Raw genomic sequence first — 24475 nt, 5'->3', positions numbered from 1 at the left:
GCAAGCCCGTCCCGCGAGGCCCATCCCGTCTTTGCGCCGTCTCGATCCATGCCGTAAGCGCCCCGGGAGATTCCTTCCGGATACCGCGCCCGCTCTCCATGATACGCCTGGACAAAATCACCAAGCAGAACGGGCGGCAGCTCGTCTTCATCGAGGCCTCGGCCGCCCTGCAGCGGGGCGAGAAGGTCGGGCTCGTCGGCCCGAACGGGGCCGGCAAGACCACCCTGTTCCGGATGATCATCGGCCAGGAGCAGCCCGACGAGGGCCAGGTCGCCGCCGACCGGGGCATCACCATCGGGTATTTCAGCCAGGATGTCGGCGAGATGGCCGGCCGCAGCGTCGTCACCGAGGTGATGGACGGCGCCGGCCCCGTGAGCGCGGTGGCGGCCGAACTCGCCGAACTCGGCGCGGCTCTGGCCGACCCGGACCGCGCCGACGAGATGGAGGCCCTGATCGAGCGCTACGGCGAGGTCCAGGCCCGGTTCGAGGAGCTCGACGGCTACGCCCTGGAGGGCCGGGCCCGCGAGGTGCTCGACGGCCTCAGCTTCAGCCAGGAGATGATGGACGGCGATGTCGGCGCCCTCTCGGGCGGCTGGAAGATGCGCGTGGCGCTCGCCCGCATCCTGCTGATGCGCCCGGACGTGATGCTCCTCGACGAGCCGTCGAACCACCTCGACCTCGAGAGCCTGATCTGGCTCGAATCCTTCCTGAAGGCCTATGACGGCGCCCTGCTGATGACCTCGCACGACCGCGAGTTCATGAACCGCATCGTGACCAAGGTCATCGAGATCGACGGCGGCGCGCTCACCACCTATTCGGGCGACTACGCCTTCTACGAGGGCCAGCGGAAGCTCAACGAGGCGCAGCAGCAGGCCCAGTTCGAGCGCCAGCAGGCGATGCTCGCCAAGGAGATCGCCTTCATCGAGCGCTTCAAGGCCCGGGCCTCCCACGCCGCCCAGGTGCAGAGCCGGGTGAAGAAGCTCGACAAGATCGAGCGCGTCGAGCCGCCCCGGCGGCGGCAATCGGTCGCCTTCGAGTTCCAGCCGGCGCCCCGCTCCGGCGACGATGTCGTGATGCTGAAAGGCGTCCACAAGCGATACGGCAGCCGTACGATCTACGAGGGCCTCGACTTCTCGGTGCGCCGCCGCGAGCGCTGGTGCGTGATGGGGATCAACGGCGCCGGGAAGTCGACGCTGCTGAAGCTCGTCACCGGCACCACCACACCGGACGACGGCTCAGTCACGGTCGGCGGCAGCGTCAAGCTCGGCTACTTCGCCCAGCACGCCATGGATCTGCTCGACGGCGACCGCACTGTCTTTCAGACCCTGGAAGAGGCCTTCCCGCAGGCGGGCCAGGGGTCGCTGCGGGCGCTGGCCGGCTGCTTCGGCTTCTCGGGCGATGACGTCGAGAAACGCTGCCGGGTGCTTTCGGGCGGCGAGAAGGCCCGGCTGGTCATGGCGCTGATGCTCTACGATCCGCCGAACTTCCTGGTGCTCGACGAGCCGACCAACCACCTCGACATGGGCACCAAGGAGATGCTCATCACGGCGCTGGCGAATTACGAGGGTACGATGCTGTTCGTCTCCCACGATCGGCACTTCCTGGCGGCCCTGTCGAACCGGGTGCTTGAGGTGACGCCGGAGGGCATTCACCAATACGGGGGCGGCTACACCGAATACGTGGCCCGCACCGGCCAGGAGGCGCCGGGCCTGCGGGGCTGATGCGCCGTCACCGCGAGGGCGGCGAAGCGACTCCGGCTGCGACGTCTCCAGACCTCGGCACGGGATCGCATCGCGTCGCTCGCAAGGGTGGACGCCGTCCCGACGCCCTGCGACTGGCGCGCCGCTATCTCCCCGGAACGCCCCGCGCTAGGCTTCGCCGAAACGGCCCGGGTGAGACGCCGTGCGACGCCTGCTGAAATTCCTCCACACGATGGGGTCCGCCGGGCTGCTGGGCGCGATGGCGTCCCTGGTGGTCATGCTGAGCCTCGCGCCCGCGCCGTCCGCCCTGGCAGGATACGCGGCGATGCGGGGGGCGATGGGGGCCGTGGCCACCTGGATCTTCCTGCCCGCCCTGGCCATGACGCTGATGTCCGGCCTGCTGGCGATGGCCCTGAACCGCGCCTTCCTGAATGCCGGCTGGGCGTGGCTGAAGCTCGCCACCGGGATCCTGATGTTCGAGGGCGGCCTGGTCTACATACAGGGACCGATGAAGCAGGAGGCCGAGCTGAGCGCCCGCGCGCTGGCCGGTCTCGTCGATCCTGCCCTGCTCGCCGTATCGCTTCCCGGCGAGCGCGGCACGCTCTGGGTACTGCTGGCGGTCGCGACCGCGAATGTCGCGCTCGGCATCTGGCGGCCGCGGATCCTCCGAATCCCGCAATAGGTCAGCACGCCAAGGAATGTCATGTTAGCCGGCAATAGAACTATTTTCCGATACAGAAGCCGCTGAACAGCCGATCGAGCACATCCTCGACGCCGACATGGCCCGCGACCTCGCCCAGCGCCCGGACGGCGAGCCGCAGATCCTCCGCTGCCAGCTCTGGCAGACCACCTGCGCCCTTGAGGAGGCGGTCGAGATGGGTGACGCAGGCTTCGAGCGCGGCCCTGTGGCGAGCGCGGGTGATCAGCGCGTCGCCGGTGCCGAGGCCGGATTCGGCCGCGGCTTGGATGTCATCGAGCAACGTCACCAGCCCTTCGCCCGTTCGGGCCGATACAGCTACAAGGTCCGCGTCTCGCGAGTTTTCTGAGCCGGCAAAAAGATCGGCCTTCGTGTGGACCCATAGGATCGGATTACGGGTTGGCCCAAGCTCGGGGACCGTCCCATCCGGGGGCACCAGCGCGATTACGAGATCGGCCGTGTCGATCCGCGCCCGGGTCCGCGCGATGCCCTCCGCCTCGATCGGCTCCGCGGTCTCGCGGAGGCCGGCCGTGTCAACCAGGAGGACGGGAAGGCCGCCGAGATCGAGCCGAACCTCGATGGCGTCGCGGGTCGTTCCGGGACTGTCCGAGACGATCGCCACGTCCCGTCGACTCAGCGCGTTCAGCAGGGTCGACTTCCCGCTGTTGGGCGCCCCCGCCAAGACCACGGTGAATCCCTCGCGCAGGCGTTCGCCCCTTTGCCCATCATGCAACGTCGCGGCGATTGCCTCCCGAAGGCGCGCGGCGCGGTCGAACAGGGCGGCATCGAGCCCGGCATCGTCCACGTCGCCCTCATCGGCAAAATCCAGCGCGGCCTCCGCGGCGGCGAGGCAATCGATCGCCTCCGCACGCCACGCGGCGACTTGCCGGCTGAGGGCGCCATCGAGCTGGCGCAGGGCCTGGCGGCGCTGACCCTCGGTCTCGGCATCGATCAGGTCGGCGACGGCTTCGGCCTCAGCCAGATCCATTCGACCGTTGAGAACGGCACGGCGCGTGAAGGCCCCCGGCTCGGCCGGGCGGCAGCCCGGAAGCCGGGCGAGGGTGGCGAGAACGCGCATCCGCACCGCTGCGCCGCCATGGAGGTGCAGTTCTCCCATATCCTCGCCGGTATACGTGTCCGGCCCGGGAAACCACGCCACCAGAGCCCGGTCGAGTTCGGCGCCGTCGGACGGATCGCGAAGGCGGCGCAGCGACAGCCGTCGGGGTGTCGGCAGCCTTCCGCCGAGGGTGACCAGCACGTCGTGCGCGGCCGGGCCGCTGATGCGGATCACCGCGACGGCGGCCCGGCCGAAGCCGCTGGCCGGCGCGAAGAGAGTCTCGGTTGCATTCATGGTCCGACAGGGCCGCGCGGTAGGGCAGAGTTTCACGTGAAACAAGCGCTGGTGCCCTATACCATCCCGGCGTCGCGCTGCTGCGCCGGGTCGAGGCGTCGCGACATCGAACCGGGATGCGTCATGCTTTTCAGGACCCGCCGCGCCGTCAGCCTCGGCCTGCTCGCCGCGCCCTTCGCCCTCCCCCTCCGCGCCGCCGAGGCGGAGCCGGATTGGGGCGCCATCGAGCGTCGGCTCGACGGCCGACTGGGGATCTCGGCCGCCACCGCGGACCGCGTCCTCAGCGCCTACCGTGCGGACGAGCGGTTCCCGATGTGCAGCACCTTCAAGGTTCTGGCTGTGGCGGCGGTGCTGGCACGGGTCGATGCCGGCCGCGAGACCCTCGACCGGATCGTCGCCTACGGTCCCGGCGACCTCCTGAGCTATGCGCCGGTGACCCGGACGGCGCTGGAGGCCGGCGCAGGAAGCGGGCAAATGCGGGTCTCGGACCTCTGCTCGGCTGCGATCGTATGGAGCGACAACACTGCCGCCAATCTGCTCCTGGCCAGCCTAGGCGGCCCGGAGGCGCTGACCGCATGGCTCCGTGGGACCGGCGATCCCGTCACGCGCCTGGACCGGACCGAGCCGACCCTCAACACGGCGCTCCCCGGTGACCCGCGCGATACGACCACGCCGGGCGCCATGCGGACGACCCTGGGCCGGATCCTCTTGGGCACCGTTCTGTCATCGGCCTCGCGCGGCCGGCTGGACGCCTGGATGGGCGCCTGCGAGACCGGTCGCAAGCGGTTGCGGGCCGGGCTGCCGTCCGACTGGATCGCGGGCGACAAGACCGGGAGCGGCGATAACGGTTCGGTCAACGACGTGGCGATCCTGCGGCCGCCCGGGCATGCGCCGGTGTTGGTGGCGGTCTATCTCACCGGATCGACGGCCTCCGCGGAAACCATCGCGGCGGCCTACGCGGAGATCGGCCGGATCGTCGCCGCGCGAGTCCATTCCGCCTGACCGGACCAACCATGAAGACGCCCGCCAAGACGACCCGTGCGACGCTCGCCCTCGACAGAGCCGGCATCCGCCACAGCCTCCATGTCTACGCCTACGATCCGGACGCCCCGCGCATCGGCCTGCAGGCCGCGGAGGCGCTCGGGGTCGCGCCCGGACGGGTCCTGAAGACCCTGATGGCCGCCGTGGACGGGCGGACAATCTGCCTGCTCGTGGCCTCCGACAAGGAGGTGTCAATGAAGCGGGTCGCCGCCGCCTTCTCGGGCAAGGCGGCCGCCATGCTCAAGCCCGCCGATGCCGAGCGGCTGACCGGCTACCATGTCGGTGGCATCAGCCCTCTGGGGCAGAAGCGGCCGGTCCCGACTGCGATCGATGCCGGGTCCCTGACGGAGCCGGGGGCCGACATTCATGTCAACGGCGGCGGCCGGGGATTGCAGATCCGCCTGACCGAGGGCGATCTCGTCGCCGTCCTGAAGGCTCTCGTCGTGCCGCTCACGTGACGGCGCGGTAATCGTCCGTTTACCCTGCCGTCGCACGGTGCCGCCTTTCGGCGGAGGTGAGGCGGCATGCGGGCGACGGGGCGCAGGGCGGTCACGGCGCTCGGATTCGTTCTGCTGCTCGCGGGAGCCGGCCACGCGGCGGATCTCGACATCCGCGGCACCGCCGAGATGGGCGTGCGGGCCAGCCCGCGCTTCTTCCCGCGCAATGACGGGCTCGACCGTCGCCCGGTCTACGCCATCCGGTCCCGTGTCGTGCCGGTGGGCTGCACGCCCAGGCGGGTGCCGGTGCCCACCAACGCGCCGGACGATCCGAGCTATGTCGGCTCCGAATACGGCCTCGGGCATCCGAGCTATTACGGCTTCACGCCGCCGCTGGGCGTCGACGATCCGTTCGGGCGCTCCCTCCTGCCCTACTGCCCCTGACGCCGAGACGCGCGGCGCGCCAGATCTCGCGACGCTCCCAGGCCGTACCGCGCAGGCCGTTCCCGGATTGCCGGATTCCACCTGCCCGCATCATGCTCTAGACCGGCCCTGCCCTCCCCCGGAGCCCGTCCCGTGTCCGAGCCGACCCTTCAGTCCTTCCGTGACCTCGCAGCCCTGCGTGGATGCGTGGCCGCGTGGCGCGCGGCGGGCGAACGCATCGTCCTGATCCCGACCATGGGCGCCCTGCATGACGGGCATCTCGCTCTCGTGGCCGAGGCGCGGCGGATCGGCCGGCGGACGGTGGCGAGCATCTTCGTCAATCCGACCCAGTTCGGCCCCAACGAGGATTTCTCCCGCTATCCGCGCGATCTGGAGACCGATCTGGCCCTGCTGGCGCAGGCGGGTGCGGATGCAGCCTGGACGCCCGGCATGGAGACCATGTACCCGCCGGGCTTCGCCACCCGGATCGAGGTCGCGGGCCTGACCGAGGGATTGTGCGGACCGTTCCGGCCCGGCCATTTCGCCGGCGTCGCCACGGTGGTGACCAAGCTCCTCAACCAGGTCCGGCCGGATGTCGCCCTGTTCGGCGAGAAGGATTTCCAGCAGCTTCGCGTGATCCAGCAGGCCGTGGCGGATCTCGACCTCGCGGTGGAGATCCGCGGCGTGCCGACGGTGCGGGAGCCCGACGGTCTCGCCCTGTCGTCGCGCAACCGCTACCTGTCGGCCGAGGAGCGTGCCGTCGCGCCGAAGCTTCAGGCCGTGCTGGCTGAGATCGCGGCCGCCTCCCGCAACGGCACCCCCGTGGCCGGCCGGATCGCCGCCGGACGGGCCGCGCTCGAGGCGGCAGGGTTCCGGGTCCAGTATCTTGCGGTCTGCGACGCCCGGACCTTGGCGCCGGTGGAGCGGGTGGACGGCCCGGCCCGCGTGGTCGCCGCCGCCTTCCTGGGTCGGACCCGGCTGATCGATAATCTTGCCGTGTAGGCCGGCCGGGCCCGGACCGGACAGGCAGGGCCGGCCCAACCATGCCCGGGCATGATTGCGCCTCAGCCCTCGACCCGCTCGTCAACCACCTCCGTCATCCGGCCGCTCACCGGAGGTTGTGGCCGCCGGGTCACGGCGCCCCGGCGTTTCGGATTTTGCTACGTCATGTGATTGGCGCCGCCCCGCCGACCTGCTCTCTGCTGGTGCCGTGATCGGAACGCGCACCGCACCGGCCGTCCTGGCCGCATCCCTCGCCTTGGCGGTCCCCGCCGGCGCCGGGGAGGACGCGTTCGAGGGCATGGCCGGTCCTTACGGCGAGCGCCTGCGCTACGACGCGAAGGGGCTGACCCTCACTTTCCCCGAACCGGACGTGGAGCTCCAGATCGGTGGCCGGCTGCACATCGACGGCGGCACCGCCGGTTTCAGCCGGCCGAACCTGCCCGAGGCCTTTCCCGACAACGTCGCCGTGCGCCGCGCCTGGATCGAGCCGACGCTCACCATCGGCCGCGACTGGGTCATCGCCTTCCAGTACGATTTCGCCGACCCGATGCTGCCGATCAACGATGCGTTGGTCGCCTGGAAGGGACTGCCGGACACGATCCTGACCCTCGGCAACATGAAGGAGCCGTTCAGCCTGGAATGGCTGCAGAGCAACAACGACATCCTGTTCGTCGAGCGTTCGGTTGCCAATGCTCTCGTACCGGAGCGCCGATTCGGCGTCGCGGCCGGGCATCACGGGCAGGCCTGGACCGCGGTGGCCGGCGTGTTCGGCAACGCCGCCAGCAGCGGCATCGCCGGGGACGGCGTCGCGGTGGCGGCCCGCGCCACCGTCGCGCCGATCATGACCGCCGACGAGACCCTCCATCTCGGCCTCGCCGGGATCGTCCGCAGTCGGTCGCGGTCCGACGGCGCCTTCAGCTTCTCAAGTCCCGCCGGAGCCTTCCTGTTCACACGCCCCCTGGTGGATACCGGCGATCTCCCCGACGCCGCCACGGTATCGCGGGTCGGCGCCGAATTGGCCTATCGCCGCGGTCCGTTGCTGGTGCAGGCGGAGTATGTCCGCGCCGCGTTGCAGCCATTCCGCGGCCCCGGCCAATCCGGCTCCGGGCTCGACTTCCAGGGCGGCTATATCGAGGCGGCCCTGGTGCTGAATGGCGAAGGCCGCGGCTACGCGCTGACGCCTCAGAGCGGCACGACCTACGCGACCTTCAGGGGCGTAACGGTCCCGGAGGCGCAGCGGGTCTCCCGGGGCGGGATCGGCGTGTTCGAACTGGCCGCGCGCTACAGCGCCGTCGACCTGAACGCCCGCGGCTTCCGCGGAGGCCGCGAGCGCGACGTGACCCTCGGCCTGAGCTGGTATCCCGAGCCGAATCTGCGGCTGATCGGGAACATCGTCCACGGGCGCGTGCAACCGGGAGAGGCCCAATCCGAGACCCTGGGCACGGCTCCGTTCTCGGTCGACACGGTGATCGCGCGCCTGCAGATCTACTGGTGAGGGGCGAACGGCCGGCCGCTTCCTCGTCCGATGGCCTTACACGGCGCGGCGCAGAACCGATCGGAACGGGCGCCGCTCGGGCTCCGGGGGTGGCGTCGGCTCCTCGGACGGCGGAGTCGCCAGGACCTCCGCTCGCACCGGACGCGGTGCCGCGAAGGCCGTTCCCTGCGCGAACGGCACGTCGAGGTCGATCAGGTCCGGAACGTCGGCCTCGTCGGCGACGCCGGTGGCGACGACGCGGATCCCGGCCCGGCCGAGGGCCGGTGCGGTGTCCTCGATGGCGATGTCCGACAGGCGGCCCCGGTTCGCGCCCGGCCGCAGCAGCATCTCCGCCGGCACCTTGACCTGACCGATGCCGAGCGCCGCGAGTTCGGCCGCTTCAAAGCGCAGGTCGTCCGGGCGGTCGAGGCTGAACCCGATCCGGCCCTGCAGGGGCGCGAGCAGGCCCCGCTGGCCGGCGTCGAGGCGGCGCCAGCTCTCCTGCGGCAGGGCGATGGTCAACCCCGCCAGGGCCGGATCGTCGGCGGCCGTGCGGGCCAATTCGCGCAGGAGGCCGGGCTCGAACAGCGACAGCGGCGACAAGCTGTAGGTCAGCAGGGTCTCGCTGCCCCGCCGGGCGAGGTGACGCGCCACGATGGAGGCGCGCTGGAGCATGCGGCGATCGAGTTCGGTGGTACGGCCGTAGCGCTCAAGCACCGGCAGGAAGGCGTCGGGTTCGGCCGGCGGCGTCCCAGGACCTCCGATCCGCAGCCGGGCCAGCGCCTCGTAGGCCACGACCTTGCGCTGGGGCAGGGTGACGACGGGCTGCAGGTGGATTTCCAGGCCCTCCCCTTCGAAGGCCGCGATGATCGCGGCGTCGTCGAGCGGGGTCGCGGTGAGCCGGGGCGGGATCGGGCGCGGCGGGATCGGGCGCGGCGAGATGGACGGCGCCGGATCCCGGACGGTTTGCCGGTCCGTCGCGGCCGGCTGCGGCACCGACGGGATGCGCTCGGGCAGAGCGGCCGGCGCCTGCGGATGCGCCGGCGCTTCTGGGAGATCCGCGGCGGGCATCGGATCGGGCTGATGCCGGAGCGCCTGCGCCGGCGCGATCTCGCGCGGAGCCTTGAGGCTCGCGATCTCGGAATCCTGGTTGCTCACCACCGTGGTGAGGTCCCGCACGATGCCGCTGAGGAGCCCGAACTCGACGGTCAGTTCCTCGATCTGCGCCCGAAGGGTGGCCTCGGCGACCTCGGGCCGCGGCTGAGCCGCCGCGGCGGCCGCCGCCGTCTCGACCTTGAGCAGGCGCCGGGACAGCAGATCGACCTCGCCGGACAGCTTCTCGCAGCGCGCCTTCAAGGTGGCGATACGGGTCAGGGCGAGAGAGCCGGCCGCGGCGGCCGCGGCGCCGAGCGTCAAGGCGCTCCAGAGCGGCAGGAACACCGCGAACGGCCCGAACACGACGAGCCCGAGTAGGCCGACCGTCAACAGCCCCGCGTACCGGCCGAGGACCGGGACCATCGTCTGAACACCTGCCAGGAACGCGCGCCGGCCGCCGGGGAATATCCCGAGCGAACCCCACCGGGCGCGAACCGAATCGCAGGATCATTGGCCGGGCACACCCCGGCCGGCAAGGCTCAGGGAGGGTGATGGTGCGATGCCGCCTGTTAATTTCGGGGGGTGTGACGCCGGCGCCCGCTGGAACGTTGCGGAATCATCACGGCGGGTCCGATTGCGAGGCCCTCCGGGGAGGGTTGCGCGGCTTGCGAATGCGGCGGGGATGAAAAAGGATCATAAAGCGTGGCCATGACGTCCGTCCCCCTGCGTACTCCCCGATTTCGCGCTGTTCTCGGCGCCGGCACGCTGCTCGCAGCCTTCGGCACGACAGCGCTGCAGGCCGCAGATCTCGGCGCGGACCTTGCGCGCCCGACGCCGACCTTCGCGATGGTCGATCCAAACACTTGGATCGTCACGCTGAGCGGCTCGATCCAGGCCGTGCCGCGCTATCCGGGCGCCAGCGACTACACCGCCGTCGGCTATCCCTCGATCGACATCCGGCGGGTGGGCGAGCCGCGCCGCTTCTCGACGCCAGATGACGGTTTCAGCTTCTCGCTGTTCGACTCCGAGTCGTTCCGGATCGGTCCGACCGCGCGCTTCGTGCCCGGGCGCTATTACGGCGACGACCGGCGCCACCTGTACGGCTTCCGCGACGCACGCTTCGCGGTCGAGCCGGGCGTGTTCGCGGAATTCTATCCGGTCTCCTTCATCCGGACCCGCGTCGAGGCCCGCCAGGGCGTTTACGGCCATCACGGCACCGTCGGCTCGGTGGCAGCCGACTACCTGATCCCGGCAGATAAGCTCCTGTTCTCCATCGGGCCGCGCTTCAACATCGGCGATGCCAGCTACGCCCGGAAGTATTTCGGGGTCTCCCCGATCGAGGCGGCGCTGAACGGGCGCGTCACCCCCTACGACCCGCGCAGCTTCTACTCGGCGGGCGTACTCGGCGGCGTCACCTACACGCAGAGCGAGACATGGGCCTATACGGCCTATGCCGGCTACACCCGGATCCTCGGCGCCTCCGGCGACAGCCCGCTGGTGCGCCGCCCCTTCGGCAACCCCAATCAGTACCAGTTCGGCCTGCGCATCGATTACGCCTTCCGGATGCCGGCGCCGTTCTAGGCCGCCGCGGCGGCTTGCACGGGTCCCACCGGCTCCCGACATTGCGGCGACACGGATATGGAGGCCCGGATGGACGAGACGCGCGCCGACCTGCTGATGCGGGTGGAGGGCATGACCTGTGACGGCTGCGCCGCCGCGGTGACCCGCGCGGTGAAGCGGATTGATCCCGCGGCGGATGTACAGGTCGACCGGGACGGCGCACGGGTGGCGATCCGCACCGACGCGCAGGCGCTCACCATCGCCGAGGCCCTGACTCAGGCCGGCTACACCGCGACGGCCATGACCGGCTGAGACGGCCGGGATCGGCTGAAGTCGCTCAGTCTCCGGATCTGGGCCGGCAGGCTGCGGCAGCTAATGTCGCGGCGCCCCACATCGGTGCAAGGAGCGCGAGCAACGCGGGCACGCGCGACGCTTGTGCGCGTAGCGCAACTGGGTTGCTGCGCCCCGCTCGCAGGGACGGCGACCTTGCTGGGCTGGATTCGGGACGATGGTTGCCGCCGTGCCGAGAAGGACCGCTCAGGAGCGGCTCAGGAACATCCCGGTGAGCAGCAGGGCGAAGCCCGCGAGGCCGAACAGGCCCTCCTTGCGCTGGGTCCTGTCGAGGAAATGAGCGGCGGCGCCGGCCGCACAACAGGCGGCCCCCAGGCCGATTGTCAGCGAGGACATCTCGAGTCTCCTCATCCCGCGTCGCCCCGCGACGCGGCGAAACAGCCCCCCTCATGGGCCTGCCGGACGGCGCTGTCCGTTCAGGATGGAGTCACGGCGCAAGATTTGCACGGTCCGGCGAGACTGGCAAGCGATCATCATTAAGTTCTCGCCGATCCTTCGAGAGCAATGCTTGAGGGAACGATAGATCTTTGCGGTGCGGTCGCGCTGAATACCGTATTCACATTCACCGCATCGCGCGACGGCCGCGCGCGGGATGCCGATCCGGTGCGGCTGCGGACGGAATGCGTTGACCGCCGCGCCCGCGCCCGCTTAGACCACCCGGCGGACCCATGGGCCCACGGGTCCCTCCCGCAGGGAACGCGGGTGCGCACCGACCCGCAGCTGCGGCGGGACTTCTGCGAGAGGCTGCTCGTCACCCCATGCTCACCACCTCCCCCGTCCGGTTCGACGTTGCGGTCGTCGGCGGCGGCCATGCCGGCGTCGAAGCCGCCGCCGCGGCCGCACGCTGCGGCGCGCGCACCGTGCTGGTCACGCACGATCCGACGACGATCGGGGCGATGTCTTGCAACCCGGCTATCGGCGGCCTCGGCAAGGGCCATCTCGTGCGCGAGGTCGATGCCCTGGACGGCCTGATGGGTCGGGTCGCGGACGCCGCCGGAATCCAGTTCCGCCTGCTCAACCGCCGCAAGGGCCCGGCGGTACGCGGCCCCCGGACCCAGGCCGACCGCAAGCTCTACGCGGCCGCCATGCAGGAAGCGGTGGCCGAGACCGACGGGCTCACGGTGATTGCGGGCGCCTGCGAGGATCTCACCTTCGGCGCGGAGGGCCGCGTCAGCGGCCTCGTCCTGGCGGATGGGCGCACCCTCGCCTGCGGGGCCGTGGTGCTGACCACCGGCACCTTCCTGCGCGGGCTGATCCACATCGGCGAGCGGCAGATCCCGGCGGGTCGCGTCGGCGAGGCGCCGGCGATCGGACTGGCCCAGACCCTCGACCGCCTGGGCCTCCGGCTCGGTCGCCTGAAGACCGGCACGCCCCCGCGTCTTGACGGACGGACCATCGATTGGGCCGGCCTGGAGATGCAGGAGGCCGATGCCGAGCCGGTGCCGTTCTCGACCCTGACCGAGCGGATCACGACGCCGCAGATCCGCTGCGGCATCACCCGGACGAGCCAGGCCGTCCACGACCTGATCCGCGCCAACCTGCACCGCTCGCCGATGTATTCCGGTGGAATCGCCAGCCGGGGGCCGCGCTACTGCCCGTCGATCGAGGACAAGGTGGTGCGCTTCGGCGACCGGGAGGGGCACCAGATCTTCCTGGAGCCCGAGGGCCTGGACGACCCGACGATCTACCCGAACGGCATCTCCACGGCCCTGCCGGAAGAGGTGCAGCATGCTCTCGTCCGTCTGATCCCCGGGCTGGAGCGGGCCACGATCCTGCGCCCGGGCTACGCCATCGAGTACGACTACGTCGATCCGCGGGAACTCGATATCGGCCTTCAGGTGAAGCGCCTGCCGGGCCTGTTCCTGGCCGGCCAGATCAACGGCACGACGGGCTACGAGGAGGCTGCCGGCCAAGGGCTGGTGGCCGGGCTCAACGCCGCCCGGCACGCGGGTGGACTCGGCATCGCGGGCTTCGATCGGGCCGAGTCGTATCTCGGCGTGATGATCGACGACCTTGTGACCCAGGGGGTCAGCGAGCCCTACCGGATGTTCACCTCGCGCTCGGAGTACCGGCTGTCCCTGCGGGTCGACAATGCGGATGCCCGCCTCACGCCGCGCGGGATCGCGCTGGGCTGCGTCGGGGGATATCGGGCAACCCGTTTCGCGGCCGGGCAGGCGGCCCTGGACGCGGCCCGCGCCCGCCTCGAATCCGTGAGCCTGACGCCGAGCCAGGCCGCTTCCCATGGGATCAACCTGAACCGCGATGGCATCCGCCGCACCGGCTTCCAGCTGCTGGCCTATCCGGAGATTGCGTGGTCTACCCTGGCGGCGGTCTGGCCGGATCTCGCCGATGTCGCTCCACGGATCGCCGATCGGATGAAGACCGACGCGACCTATGCGGTCTATCTCGACCGGCAGAACGCCGACATCGCAGCCTTCCGCCGCGACGAGGCGGTGCGCCTGCCCGCGAGTCTGGATTACGCGGCGATCAGCGGCCTCTCCAATGAGATGCGGGTGAAGCTCGAGACCGTGCGCCCCGGGACCCTGGGACAGGCAGCACGGATCGAGGGCGTGACCCCGGCCGCGCTGACCCTGCTCGCCGCGCATGCGCGGCGCGGCGCGCGGTCGGCGCCGGCCCTGGATCAGCTGTCGGCATGAATGACCCGGATCGCGCCCGCATCCTGGCGGCCTCCCGTGTTTCACGTGAAACAGCCGAGCGGCTGGACCTCTACGTGGCACAGCTGCGCCGCTGGCAGCCGATCAAGAACCTCGTCGGCCCGGCGACCCTGACGGAGGTCTGGAGCCGCCATATCGACGACGCATTGCAGCTGCTCGATCTGGCACCCGGCGCCCGCACCTGGCTCGACCTCGGCTCCGGAGCGGGCATTCCGGGCCTGATCCTGGCCATCGCCGGCCGGGAACGCGGCATCCGGGTCGACCTCGTGGAGAGCAACGCGCGCAAATGCGCCTTCCTCACCGAGACGGCTCGCCTCACCGGGGCCCCGGCCCGGGTGCGCAACACCCGGATCGAGGCCGTGATCGACGAGTACGTCGGCACCGAGGTCGTCTGCGCCCGCGCCCTCGCGCCGATGGCACAGCTCCTCGCCTGGACCGAGCCTCTGTTGAAAACGGGCACCACCGGCCTGTTTCCGAAGGGCCGGGACGTACAAGCCGAATTGACCCAGGCCGGCGCGCAGTGGACAGTCGTTAACGACCTCGTGCCGAGCCGGACCGATTCCGATGCCCGGATCGTGCGCGTCACTGCCCTCGCCGCCCCGAGCCACCGATGAGCGAAGCGATCCTCGGCGATCCCGCCGACCGGTCCATGGATTCATCCATGCGACGCCCTCTGCGCGTTCTGGCGCTCGCCAACCAGAAGGGCGGCGTCGGCAAGACCACGACGGCGATCAACCTCGGCACCGCCCTGGCGGCGATCGGCGAGGACGTGCTGGTGATCGATCTCGATCCGCAGGGCAATGCGTCAACGGGTCTGGGCATCGACCGCGCCAAGCGCAAGGTGTCGACCTACGAAGTCATGGCGGGCGAGGCCTCCCTGGCGCAGGCCGTGGTCCCGACGGCGGTGCCCCGGCTGTCGCTGGCGCCCTCGACCATGGACCTCCTCGGCCTGGAGCTGGAACTGGCCACCCTGCCCGACCGCGCGCACCGGCTGCGCGGCGTCCTGAAGAGCCTCACCCAGGCGCCGAGCCTGAGCCGGATCAGCTACGTGCTGATCGACTGCCCGCCCTCGCTCAACCTGCTGACCATCAATGCGCTGGCGGCCGCCGACGCGGTGCTGGTGCCGCTGCAATGCGAGTTCTTCGCCCTGGAGGGGCTCAGCCAGCTTCTGCGCACCGTCGAGCAGGTCCGCGGCGCCCTGAACCCGAAGCTGACGATCCAGGGCATCGTGCTGACGATGTTCGACCCGCGCAACAACCTCTCCGCCCAGGTCGTGGCGGATGTGCGCGGGTTCATGGGCGACAAGGTCTACGAGACCGTGATCCCCCGCAACGTCCGGATCTCCGAGGCGCCCTCGCACGGAAAGCCGGCCTTGCTGTACGACCTGAAATGCGCCGGCAGCCAGGCCTACCTGCGCCTCGCCTCGGAAGTGATCCAGCGCGAGGGCCGGGTTCCGGCCGCGGCCTGATTGATTTGAGCCCCCTCCGGTTCGAAGAGGGGGGATGTGGAGCGTGACACGGGTGGCGATCATGGCGGAGGAGGGGGCGAAGCCTCGACTGGGGCGCGGGCTCGCGGCGCTGATCGGCGATTTCAACGAGGCCGGCCGCGCGTCGGCCAAGGCCGAGGAGCAGCGCAAGGTTCCGGTCGAGTTCCTGCGTGCCAACCCGCGCAACCCGCGCCGGAGCTTCGCCGAGACGGAACTGTCCGAACTGGCGGCCTCGATCGGCCAGCGGGGCATCATCCAGCCGATCGTGGTCCGCCCGATCGGCGACGTGCCCGGGACCTTCGAGATCGTGGCCGGCGAGCGGCGCTGGCGGGCCGCCCAGCGCGCCGGCCTCGACGAGGTGCCGGTGGTGGTGGTCGAGATCGACGACCGCGGCTCCCTGGAATTCGCCATCTTGGAGAACGTCCAGCGCACCGATCTCAACGCGATCGAGGAGGCGTCCGGCTACGAGCGCCTGATGAAGGATTTCTCGTACACGCAGAAGGAGTTGGCCGAGATCCTGGGCAAGAGCCGCAGCCATCTGGCCAATACGCTCCGGCTGCTCAACCTGCCGCTCTCCGTGCAGGAGCGGGTCTCCGCCGGCGAGCTGACCGCCGGACACGCCCGCGCCCTGCTGGCCGTGCGCGATCCCGAGGCGCTGGCGCGCCGCGTCGTGGCCGAGGGCCTGTCGGTCCGGGATGTGGAGGCCATCGCGTCCGCGGAGGCTGCCCCGGCCGAGACGCCCCGTCCCGGTCGCCCGCGCCTCTCGGCCGAGCGCCCCGCGACTGTGCGCGATCTGGAACTCCGGATCCACCGGGCGCTCGGCGTCCCGGTCTCCTACAAGCCCAAGGATGCCGATTCGGGCGAGATCCGCATCCGCTACGAGTCCCAGGACGAGCTGCAGGCCCTGCTCAACCGGTTCAAGGTCTCGGACGCCTGAGGCCGGCTCCGGCCGCACGGTCGGGTCTCGCGGGCTGTGCGAACGGTGTGACGCGACCCGGACATGGCGGGCGCGATCCGGGATTGGGACGGCTCTCCGGATCGCCTTGCCGCGCGATGATGCGGAAGGCTGCCGGGTAGTCCCCCTCAGTGCGCCCGGCGCAGGTCCGGCACAAAGGCGGCGAGCCGGTCCCGAAGGGCAGGTACCCGCGGCGGCGGCGCCGGAGGCCAGCTCAATCCGAGCGGCCCCGGGGCTGACCGCCGGGCCCCCGTCCCGCTTCGACCCGGCTGCCGTCAACCCCGAGCACCAGAGTGGCGCGGTGCCGGTCGCCCTCTCCTGTACGGCGCAAAAGGCCCGCCGGCTGGGAGACTGGGCCGCCGCAAGGGCCTCGCTGCTGTTGATCACGATCCGCGCGCCGCTGCGGCCCCCATAGGCCGGGACCTGCGTGTCGAGGAACTCGCTCAGCGCGTTGGGAAAGTAGATCTGCCCGGTGAGCATCGTGCGCCCGTCGAGGAACGCCTTGACGTGGATATGCTTGGCGCGACCCACGTACCAGCCGGGATAGATCGTCTCGAACCGGACCCGCCCCGTCATGTCGGTCGTCTGGCTGTCGCGCAAGCAGGTCCGACCGCGTATCGACGTTCCCCGCCCCCTGCCCCGCGTAGCCGACTACCGGCCCTCGGCGTCGCAGTGCCAGACGTCGATCCGTCTCCCCGGCAAGGGCGCGCAGTTCGCTGCCTCGACCACCCGCCGGGCGAGCAACAGCGGGATGCCGGGGCGATCCTGCCGGATATCGGCGGGCACGAGCCTCAAGTCCCGGCAGAACGGGCCTTCAACGGCCTGCGGGATCAGAAGGCGGGCGTAGGATCCCGCCCCGGACGCGCCGGCACACGGCACATCGCGGAGGCACCGAGAACAGCCGGCAGGCTGCGGCGCGAGGCGGGAAAGGGTATGGCGGCGCGATCAGGAGGGTGGTCCAGATCGGGCGATAGAGGGCCGAAATCTCGCGATTGTGTCCGTCCGCCTGTCGACACCGGCGCCTTCCGTCGCGGACCGAAGAAGGCGTGCCGTGCGTATGGTGCACGGCTCCGGGCCATTGTCGCTCCGGTATCCTCCGCCGCGGAGAGGCCTCCGCTGCCGCAGACAATGCTCTACCGCCGCCGCCGCGCCCCCGCCTCCGCGACCCGCAGAAGGGCCGCCGAGGCCAGCGCATGGGCCAGGTCAGGCTCGGCCCTCCGGCAGGCAAGGACGGCCTCCTGCAGGGCCGCGACGGCCTGCCGGAGGGTGCCGGGCGGCCAGGCGCCGAGCTGGCCCTCGATGCTACCCTTGCGCTTGAAATGCAGGCCCCGCCACGTCGCGACCATCATGGCGGGTGTCTTGTCGGGATTGTCGAGGCGGGTGGTGAGCAGCGTCAGGGCGTGCCGCAGCGCCGAGCCCAGCACCACCCCCGGGTCGAGGCCCTCGTGGCGGAAGCGCCGGTAGTCGCGCTCCACCGCGTCGCGGCGGCCGTCGAAGGCGGCGTCGATCAGGGTGTTGAGCACGCTCGCCGCGACGTCGCTGGTGACGGCCTCGACATGGTCGAGGGTCACGGTCTTGCCACCCTCCCCCGCGGCGTAGAGGGCGAGCTTCTCGATCTCCATCAGGCTCGCCCGGCGGTCGCCGCCGAGGCTGCGGGCCAAGACCTCGCGGGCGGCCCGATCAATGCGCAGGCCGCGCTCCTGAAGGGTCCGCTCGATCAGGTCCGAGAGGGTCCGCTCGTCGTCGGCATAGCAGGGGATCGCGAGCGCCTTGGGAGAGCGTTCGCACAGGGTGCGCAGCGGATTGTTTCTGGCGAGGTCGCCGGCCTCCACGACGATGCGGGCGTCGGCGACGGTCGCGCCGAGCACCGCCTCCACGGCGGGCGCGTAGTTGCGGGTGCCGGGCCGGACCCAGATCGATCGGCGGCCGCCGAACAGGCCCATCGTCCCGGCCTCGTCGCACAGCCGGCCCGGATCGGCCGCCAGGGTGTCACCGTCGATCCGCACCAGTGCGAAAGGATCGGCCGGATCGTCGACGAAATCCTCGGCGAGCTTCCGAGCCCGCTCGGTGACCAGACCGGTATCCGGCCCGAACACGAGGATGACGGGGATGCGCGGATCGGGACCGCGCCGGATCAGCCCCTCGATTTCACCGGCCTTGACCGCCGTCACGTCGGATTACGGCTTCGTCGAGAGCACGGCGGCGAGGCGGCTCTTGATCTGATCGGACAGCACGCCGGCCAGACGGATCTCGGCGTCGCGCGCGGCCCGCTGGCTGGCGAAGCGCTGGACCGAGCGGTCGTAGGTGGCGGTCGAGGTGGCGACGCCCTCGGTGTAGACCTTGGTGCCGCTCATATCCTCGAGGCTGTACTTGATGTTGGCCACAAGGGTACCGGCCTCGGCGCGGCCGGTGGTGGAGGAGACGATCGGGGTTTGCACGATCTCGGAGCCGGAGAGCTTCAGCCGGTAGCGCTTGGTTGCCGGATGGCCGGACCCGTCGAGGTCGAAGACCAGCTCGCTGCGCAGGTAATGGCCGAGGCGCTCCTGGCCCTGGGCCATCGCCACGTCGTCGACCTGGACCGAGGCGAGCAGCGCCTGGACGGATTCTCCCGAGGCGGTCGGCCCGTAGAGCGGCCGGAAGCAGGCCGAGAGGCTCAGCGCCAAGCCGGTCGCACAGGCGAGGCGGGCGATCCGCCCCGCGATGGAAACTCCCGAACCCACCATACGCCGTCGTTCCGCCCCTGCATGTCGGATCGTTCTAGCGCGGACACGGCGTTCCGCGCCACGACGCTACGGATCAAACGTTACGATTCCTCTGCGGCAAGAGCGTGGTCGTCCTGTTTCCGAACGCCGGGCTGCCCCGGGACGGAGCGCCGAGGATCGGTCGCGACGCCTAGGCGATCGCCGCGAGGTAGGCCGAGACCGTGACGACGGCCAGGACCGTCGAGACCAGCACCACCGTGGCGGTCAGGTCGGCCTCGCGCCGGTAGAACTCCGCCAGCATGAACGGCCCGGTGCCGGTGGGGAGGGCCGCCATGAGCACGGCGGTGTGCAGCAGGAGCGGCGGCAGGTCGAACACGTAGCGGCCGAGGCCGAAGGCCAGCAGCGGATGGAGCGCGAGCTTGAGGCCGACGAGCAGCGCGGCGGTGCGCCCCTGCCCGCCCCCGCTGTGGCGGGGCTGGGCCAGGAACAGGCCGAGCGCCACCAGGGCGCAGGGCGCCGCCGCGCCGCCGAGGAGCTTCAGGAACGTGGCCACCGCCTCCGGCACGGTCAGCCCGGCACTCGGCACCAGGGCGCCCAGCGCCGGCGCCACCAGCAGCGGGTTGCGCACGAGGGAGCGCACGACCGTCCACCAGACGGGCTGGCGGGCCCCGCCGCTCCGGCCTGTCGCGGCCGCCTCGCGCCGCAGCCCGGTCTCGATCAGCACGATCGCCACCGCGAACACGCCGCAGACCGTGAGGATCGCCGCCACCGTAGTGGGCGCGAGCGCCTCCGGCCCGAAGGCGACCAGCGCCAGGGGGAAGCCCATGAAGCCGGTATTGGCATAGCCGGCGTTGAGCCCGTCCACCGCGGCATCGGCCAGCGGCCGCCCCTCCCCGCGCCGGATCAGCACCGTGAGGGCGAAGACCGCGAGGCTGCTGAGGCCGAAGGCACCGATGAAGCCGGGCCTCCAGATGGCAGCCCAATGGGCGTGGGCGGTCACGTCGAACAGGAGCGCCGGCAGAGCCAGGAAGACCACGAACCGGTTGAGTTCGGTGGTCGCGGCGGCCCCGAGCACACCGATCCTCCGGGCCAGCCAGCCGGCGAAGATCAGCGCGAAGATCGGCAGCACGACCAGAAGGGTCGAGAGCATGGCGGGCCCGGATCGAAGGACGACGTCCGGGCCTTAGGACGGTTTTCGATCCCGGCTCCAGTGTCGGGGGCGGGGACCTGCCATGCCGCCGCCCCCGCGCAAGGCGGCTACCAGCGATAGATCAGGCTGCCGATGACCGTCGCGGGCGCACCGCGAAAGCAATTGCCGAACGCGCAGGTGTTATAGGTCCGGTCGAAGATATTGTAGGCGTTGATCTGCGCGCGGAGACCTTGATACTTCGGGTCGATCGCCGCGAAATCATAGGCGACCAGGGCGTCGTAGAGTGTCACGGTCGGATTGCGAACCGTGTTGTCGTCATCGGCGAAGCTCGTGCCGATGTAGCGGATGCCACCACCGACCGTCAGCCCGCGCAACGGTGAGGAGGTCGGGAACGCGTAGGTCAGGAACGACGTGTAGGTGTCGCTGGGAATACCCGACACACGATTTCCATCCTGCGTCGCTCCCGTGAACGAGGTCTGGCTCAGGAACCGGAAATCCAAGTGCGTATAGGCGATGGTCAGGTTGGTGCCCGGCGCGAGATTGGCCGTGGCCTCGGCCTCGAAGCCGCGGGAGCGCACGGAGCCGGTGGCCGCCTGGAAGGCGATATTGGTCGAGTCCGTCCGCAGGATGCTCGACTGCACGATGTCAAACCCCGCGAAGGCCGTCTGGATGTTGGTCCCGGGGATCAGGTACTTCACGCCCGCCTCGATCTGGTCGCCCGTCGCCGGCTTGAAGGCTTGGCCGCGCACATCCGTGCCCACCTGCGGCGTGAAGGTCGTGGCGTAGCTGGCATAGGGCACGAGGCCGGGGGCCAGGAGGTAGTTCAGACCGACACGGCCGGTGAAGGCGGAATTGTCCTGGCTCGTCACTGCGCTGACGGGCGAGGTCCGGTTGTCCTGGAAGACCCAGTCGTGACGGCCGTTCAGCGTCAGCACGAAGTCGCCGAACCTGGCCTGATCCTGCAGGTAGACGCCGATCTGGTCCTGGGCTTGGCGCGTCGGGCTCGCGAGGACCGGGGTCGGGATGAATTGCTGGCCGTAATTCTGAGTGATCAGGTTGAGGGCGGGTGCGGGCCCGGCGCCGAACCGGTTGCTCAGGCCGTAATGGGCGTAGTCCACACCCGCCACCAGGGTATGGGCGATCGGGCCGGTGGTGACATGCGCTTCGATCTGGTTGTCCAGGGTCTGCTGAACCAGCCCCTCGCGGATGTAGCCGGTAGAGCGGGCACCCAAGGTGCGCGCCTCATTGATCGAATCGATCCCGGTGTACTTCGCGCTCAGGAAGACGCCGTAATGCCGGAAATTCTGGCGGACGATCAGGTCGTCCGAGAAGCGGTGCTCGAAGGCGTAGCCGACGCGGTACTGCGTCTGGTCGAGACCAGCGAAGCGGGGGTCGCCGCTATAATACTTGGTCACGCGGAAACCGGGATCATTGTAATAAAACACAGTCGCCGGCGTATTTCGGACCTGAAACTCGCTGAGGAAGGTGAGGGTCGTATCGGCCGAGGGCTTCCACGTGAAAGCGGGGGCAATGTTGAGTTGGTCGTCGTTCGTGCCCCGGCCGATGAAGGTCCCCGCCTCCCGACGCACGCCGGTCAGGCGGTAAGCCATGGTGCCGTCCGTTCCCGCGATCGGGCCGCCGAGATCGAAATTGCCCTGGAAGCGGTCGAAGCTTCCCGACTGAAACCAGACCTCGCCGAACGGCGCGAAGACCGGCCGCTTCGACGTGACGTCGAGAATGCCGCCCGGTGAGCCGAGACCATACAGGCCGGAAGACGGGCCCCGCAGGACGGTGACGGCCTCCAGACCGTAGGGCTCGATGCGCGGGAAGATGAAGCCGCTCCCGATCTGACGCAGGCCATCGCGATAGATGCCCTGGTTGGAGAGCACGTCGAAGCCGCGGATGAAGACCTGATCGAAGCGTGGGTCGAAGCCCGAAACGTTGATGGTCGCGCCCGGCACGTAGGCGAGGGCGTCGCTGAAGCTCTGGACGTTGCGGTCGTTGAGCTGCTCCCGGGTGACCACCGAGACCGATTGCGGCGTCTCGATCAGGGGCGTGTTGGTCTTCGTGGCGGTGGGGCTCACCCGTGCCACGTAGCCGGTGACGCCGGAGGGGCCGCCGCCGCCGCCGCTGGTGGCCGAACTGTTGCCGTCACCGCCGCTGATATTGCCGCCGCCGCCGAGGGCGGTCGGAGCCGCAGCGGCCGGACGGGTAGCCTCGACGGAGATCTCGTGGAGCTGCACGGCAGCGCCCTGCGCGGCAGCCGACTGGACGAGGGCGATGCTGGTCAGAGCCGTGGTGGCAAGAAGCAGTCCGGGCGGTGCGGAATGAAACGACATTGGAGCCCCAGAAACACGCCTCAGACGGCGCCTAAGGCTCCGGTAGCACCATTCACAGCCACTTGATCAGGCCAAAAACGTGTTGAATATCACACACTTAGAAGTCTTCAAATCTGGAACGGTTCGCGCCTAGAACTCGAGCGGCGGCTCCCGCAGAGCGTCGGTCTCGCGGGTGCAGGCGGCCTGATCGGGCGCGGTGACGGGGGCCGCCATGGCGCTGCGGAGTTCGGCCCGGGCCTTGTCGAGATCTGCCCGGAAGGCCGCATCCCCCATCAAGGCGGCAAAAACCGCAGTGCCGGTGAGGCGGCCCGCCGCCACGTCGCTGAGCCAGTGCACGCCGCAGACGATCCGGCTCTCGCCGTAGGCCCGGCCACGGACCAGGATCGGGGTCGCCTTCTCAGGGACCAGGGAGGCGAGGATCAGCGCATAGGCCCAGCCCTGGGTGGCGTGGCCGGAGGGATAGCTGAAGCTGTCGGCCAGGGCCTGGCTGCGCTGCACGCAGATCGGTGCCTCGTTGCCCACGAAGGGGCGCAGGCGGCGGTAATGGACCTTGGGGGCCCGCGTTGCCCGGGCGAGGTCGAGGCGGGCGCGCTCCAGAAGGTTGATCACCGCCGGCACCCGCGCCTGATCGATCCGGGTGCCGAGCACGCAGGCGAAATTCTCGAGCACCGCAGCGGCGCCCTCGGCCACGTCGTTCGCGGCCAGGTCCCAGCGGGGGGTCCCCTTGAGCACGCGGGTGCTGTTGAAGGCCGCCCGATCGGCCTTGTCGAGGGGTGCGTCGTGGGCCGGCGGGGAGGGCAGGATCTGGACGGCGTCGGGCAGGGCCGCGTCCGCCAGGTAGGGCTTCACGGCCGGCTTGCCCGGCTTCAGCGTATCGGCGCCGAGAGACGGGGCCGCTTGGGTCCCCGGGGACACTGGGCGGGGCGCGTCCTCGGCGCGGACCGCGACGGACAGGAGGAGGGCGAGGGCTGCCGGGGCGAGGAGAGGCAGGGTCGGCGTGCGCAGCATCGGATCCGGGGCTCTATCGGACGGAATCTGCGGGACGCGCCCGCTGCCGGACCAACGGTTCAGCCGGCCCATCCAGTCCCTGCACAGGCGCGCGAATCTGTCCAGGGTGACGGGGCCGGTTCCCGCCGCCTGCCACGCGCGGTCCGGTGCCCTTCCCGCCCCGGTCAGGCCCCCAGGATCGCGGCGGCCACGGCGCCCGGATATTCCTCGTGGGGGCTCAGGGCGCCAGGGATCGTGGCGCCGGTCACGCGGCCGCCCGCGATGAGGGCGTCCATCTCGGCTCCCGAACGCCGAGGTGCATGTTCCGGGCGCAGAACCAGGGTCGGCGGCAGGCCGTCGCCGAACAGAGCCAGGAACGCGTCGCGGCTGCCCACCGGGTCGAGGCCACCGGTGACGAAGGCGGCGGTGCCGAAGCGGCCGTTGCGCTGCCGGGTGATCGCGTGCTTGTCGCGGATCAGCGCCGGCGTGATCCGGGCGGGATCCGCAAAGACATGGGCCCGCATCATCCGGCCGATGATCGGCGGGCTGATGTTGATCCGGTAGAGCGCCTCGCCGAGGATCGGCGCCTCCACGGCCCGGCGGATGCGCGGGAACCAGTGCGCCCGCCCCGGCATCGCGGTGGGCAGCGGTCCCCGCCAGGTCGGTGCCACCAAGACCAGCCGCCCGAAGGCCTGCGGATGGCGTCGCGCCGCCGCCATGAGGTAGCCGGCGGCATGACCGGCCGCGATGCCGAGGGCGTAGGGGCCCGGCGCGGCGGCCAGCAGGGCGTCCAGGAAGGCGTGGAAGGTCTCCGGAGCCAGCGAAACCCGGTTCCGCGGGCGGGCGCCGAACCCCGGCCAGTCGGGGATGAGGCAGCGATACTCGGTCCCCAGAAAACCGGCGAGGTCCCGCATCTCGGCCCGCGCCGAGATGGTCGACAGGGCGGGGAGCAAGAGCGCGTCCGGTCCCGCCCCGATCCTGTCGCAGGGGGTCGGCACCGTCCGGCCCGCCACCGTGAGGTTCAGCTCCGGCGTCTCCATCGCGCTCCCG

Annotated in this window: 23 protein-coding genes; 13 read left to right on the top strand and 10 right to left on the bottom strand. The window is 70.5% G+C overall.

All coding sequences use genetic code 11. The annotated features are described in order from the left end of the window. Positions 1 to 98 precede the first annotated feature (98 nt). On the top strand, positions 99 to 1721 hold the full coding sequence (locus CIW48_RS25770) for an ABC-F family ATP-binding cassette domain-containing protein (RefSeq protein WP_149313294.1): 1623 nt from the start codon (positions 99 to 101) through the stop codon (positions 1719 to 1721). A gap of 181 nt (positions 1722 to 1902) precedes the next feature. After that, positions 1903 to 2382 (top strand): hypothetical protein, encoded by a 480-nt coding sequence (locus tag CIW48_RS25765; RefSeq protein ID WP_149313293.1) that lies wholly within the window; start codon positions 1903 to 1905, stop codon positions 2380 to 2382. Between the two features lie 40 nt (positions 2383 to 2422). Here CIW48_RS25765 and mnmE read toward each other — a convergent pair whose 3' ends face one another. Continuing rightward, a complete protein-coding gene (gene mnmE, locus CIW48_RS25760; protein ID WP_149313292.1) occupies positions 2423 to 3748 on the bottom strand; it encodes a tRNA uridine-5-carboxymethylaminomethyl(34) synthesis GTPase MnmE in 1326 nt (441 codons plus the stop codon). A gap of 123 nt (positions 3749 to 3871) precedes the next feature. Between mnmE and bla the strand changes: the two genes are divergently transcribed. The 5 genes from bla to CIW48_RS25735 all read left to right on the top strand — a co-directional run bounded on the left by bla (position 3872) and on the right by CIW48_RS25735 (position 8146). Further along, complete coding sequence (gene bla / locus CIW48_RS25755; protein ID WP_149313291.1) at positions 3872 to 4750, top strand: class A beta-lactamase; 879 nt, start codon at positions 3872 to 3874, stop codon at positions 4748 to 4750. Positions 4751 to 4761: 11 nt separating this feature from the next. Next, positions 4762 to 5247: a YbaK/EbsC family protein gene (locus CIW48_RS25750; RefSeq protein WP_149313290.1), complete on the top strand. Its 486-nt coding sequence runs from the start codon at positions 4762 to 4764 to the stop codon at positions 5245 to 5247. 66 nt (positions 5248 to 5313) lie between these two features. Next, the gene (locus CIW48_RS25745) at positions 5314 to 5670 is read left to right on the top strand and encodes a hypothetical protein (RefSeq protein ID WP_149313289.1); all 357 of its coding nucleotides are present in this window, start codon (positions 5314 to 5316) and stop codon (positions 5668 to 5670) included. Positions 5671 to 5802: 132 nt separating this feature from the next. After that, entirely contained in the window at positions 5803 to 6651 is an 849-nt protein-coding gene (gene panC / locus CIW48_RS25740) for a pantoate--beta-alanine ligase (RefSeq protein WP_149313288.1), read from the top strand. Positions 6652 to 6859: 208 nt separating this feature from the next. Beyond that, on the top strand, positions 6860 to 8146 hold the full coding sequence (locus CIW48_RS25735) for a porin (protein WP_149313287.1): 1287 nt from the start codon (positions 6860 to 6862) through the stop codon (positions 8144 to 8146). Between the two features lie 36 nt (positions 8147 to 8182). Here CIW48_RS25735 and CIW48_RS25730 read toward each other — a convergent pair whose 3' ends face one another. Next, positions 8183 to 9643, bottom strand: coding sequence for an EAL domain-containing protein (locus CIW48_RS25730; protein WP_149313286.1), 1461 nt, complete (start codon positions 9641 to 9643; stop codon positions 8183 to 8185). Positions 9644 to 9922: 279 nt separating this feature from the next. Here CIW48_RS25730 and CIW48_RS25725 point away from each other — a divergent pair, with 279 nt between their 5' ends. Then, on the top strand, positions 9923 to 10801 hold the full coding sequence (locus tag CIW48_RS25725; RefSeq protein WP_149313285.1) for a MipA/OmpV family protein: 879 nt from the start codon (positions 9923 to 9925) through the stop codon (positions 10799 to 10801). A gap of 69 nt (positions 10802 to 10870) precedes the next feature. Then, the gene (locus CIW48_RS25720) at positions 10871 to 11092 is read left to right on the top strand and encodes a heavy-metal-associated domain-containing protein (RefSeq protein WP_091786813.1); all 222 of its coding nucleotides are present in this window, start codon (positions 10871 to 10873) and stop codon (positions 11090 to 11092) included. A 225-nt stretch (positions 11093 to 11317) separates the two neighbouring features. Here CIW48_RS25720 and CIW48_RS33495 read toward each other — a convergent pair whose 3' ends face one another. After that, complete coding sequence (locus CIW48_RS33495) at positions 11318 to 11467, bottom strand: hypothetical protein (protein ID WP_164706362.1); 150 nt, start codon at positions 11465 to 11467, stop codon at positions 11318 to 11320. A 422-nt stretch (positions 11468 to 11889) separates the two neighbouring features. Here CIW48_RS33495 and mnmG point away from each other — a divergent pair, with 422 nt between their 5' ends. The 4 genes from mnmG (at position 11890) to CIW48_RS25700 (ending at position 16229) form a co-directional block, all read left to right on the top strand. Further along, entirely contained in the window at positions 11890 to 13788 is a 1899-nt protein-coding gene (gene mnmG, locus CIW48_RS25715) for a tRNA uridine-5-carboxymethylaminomethyl(34) synthesis enzyme MnmG (protein ID WP_149313284.1), read from the top strand. Further along, complete coding sequence (gene rsmG, locus CIW48_RS25710) at positions 13785 to 14420, top strand: 16S rRNA (guanine(527)-N(7))-methyltransferase RsmG (RefSeq protein ID WP_149313283.1); 636 nt, start codon at positions 13785 to 13787, stop codon at positions 14418 to 14420. Before mnmG ends, rsmG begins: the two co-directional genes overlap by 4 nt. Next, entirely contained in the window at positions 14417 to 15274 is an 858-nt protein-coding gene (locus CIW48_RS25705; RefSeq protein WP_149313282.1) for a ParA family protein, read from the top strand. Before rsmG ends, CIW48_RS25705 begins: the two co-directional genes overlap by 4 nt. A 61-nt stretch (positions 15275 to 15335) precedes the next feature. Continuing rightward, complete coding sequence (locus CIW48_RS25700) at positions 15336 to 16229, top strand: ParB/RepB/Spo0J family partition protein (RefSeq protein WP_091786816.1); 894 nt, start codon at positions 15336 to 15338, stop codon at positions 16227 to 16229. Positions 16230 to 16898: 669 nt separating this feature from the next. Here the strand turns inward: CIW48_RS25700 and CIW48_RS34615 are convergent. The 7 genes from CIW48_RS34615 to CIW48_RS25670 form a co-directional block, all read right to left on the bottom strand. Then, positions 16899 to 17033 (bottom strand): hypothetical protein, encoded by a 135-nt coding sequence (locus CIW48_RS34615; protein ID WP_281407391.1) that lies wholly within the window; start codon positions 17031 to 17033, stop codon positions 16899 to 16901. Positions 17034 to 17380: 347 nt separating this feature from the next. After that, positions 17381 to 18418, bottom strand: a complete 1038-nt coding sequence (holA, locus tag CIW48_RS25695) for a DNA polymerase III subunit delta (RefSeq protein WP_149313281.1) — start codon at positions 18416 to 18418, stop codon at positions 17381 to 17383. A 6-nt stretch (positions 18419 to 18424) separates the two neighbouring features. After that, positions 18425 to 18970, bottom strand: coding sequence for an LPS assembly lipoprotein LptE (gene lptE, locus CIW48_RS25690; protein ID WP_149313280.1), 546 nt, complete (start codon positions 18968 to 18970; stop codon positions 18425 to 18427). A 169-nt stretch (positions 18971 to 19139) separates the two neighbouring features. Then, complete coding sequence (locus CIW48_RS25685) at positions 19140 to 20099, bottom strand: AEC family transporter (RefSeq protein ID WP_149313279.1); 960 nt, start codon at positions 20097 to 20099, stop codon at positions 19140 to 19142. A gap of 107 nt (positions 20100 to 20206) precedes the next feature. Beyond that, complete coding sequence (locus CIW48_RS25680) at positions 20207 to 22438, bottom strand: TonB-dependent siderophore receptor (RefSeq protein WP_149313278.1); 2232 nt, start codon at positions 22436 to 22438, stop codon at positions 20207 to 20209. A 129-nt stretch (positions 22439 to 22567) separates the two neighbouring features. Next, a complete protein-coding gene (locus tag CIW48_RS25675; protein WP_149313277.1) occupies positions 22568 to 23446 on the bottom strand; it encodes a phosphatase PAP2 family protein in 879 nt (292 codons plus the stop codon). A 164-nt stretch (positions 23447 to 23610) separates the two neighbouring features. Next, the gene (locus tag CIW48_RS25670) at positions 23611 to 24465 is read right to left on the bottom strand and encodes an alpha/beta hydrolase (RefSeq protein WP_149313276.1); all 855 of its coding nucleotides are present in this window, start codon (positions 24463 to 24465) and stop codon (positions 23611 to 23613) included. Positions 24466 to 24475 lie beyond the last annotated feature (10 nt).

It is taken from the genome of Methylobacterium sp. P1-11, assembly GCF_008329595.1.
GTDB lineage: Bacteria > Pseudomonadota > Alphaproteobacteria > Rhizobiales > Beijerinckiaceae > Methylobacterium.
Note: the sequence above shows the minus strand (reverse complement) of the source record. Positions and strands in the feature narration are given on the sequence as shown.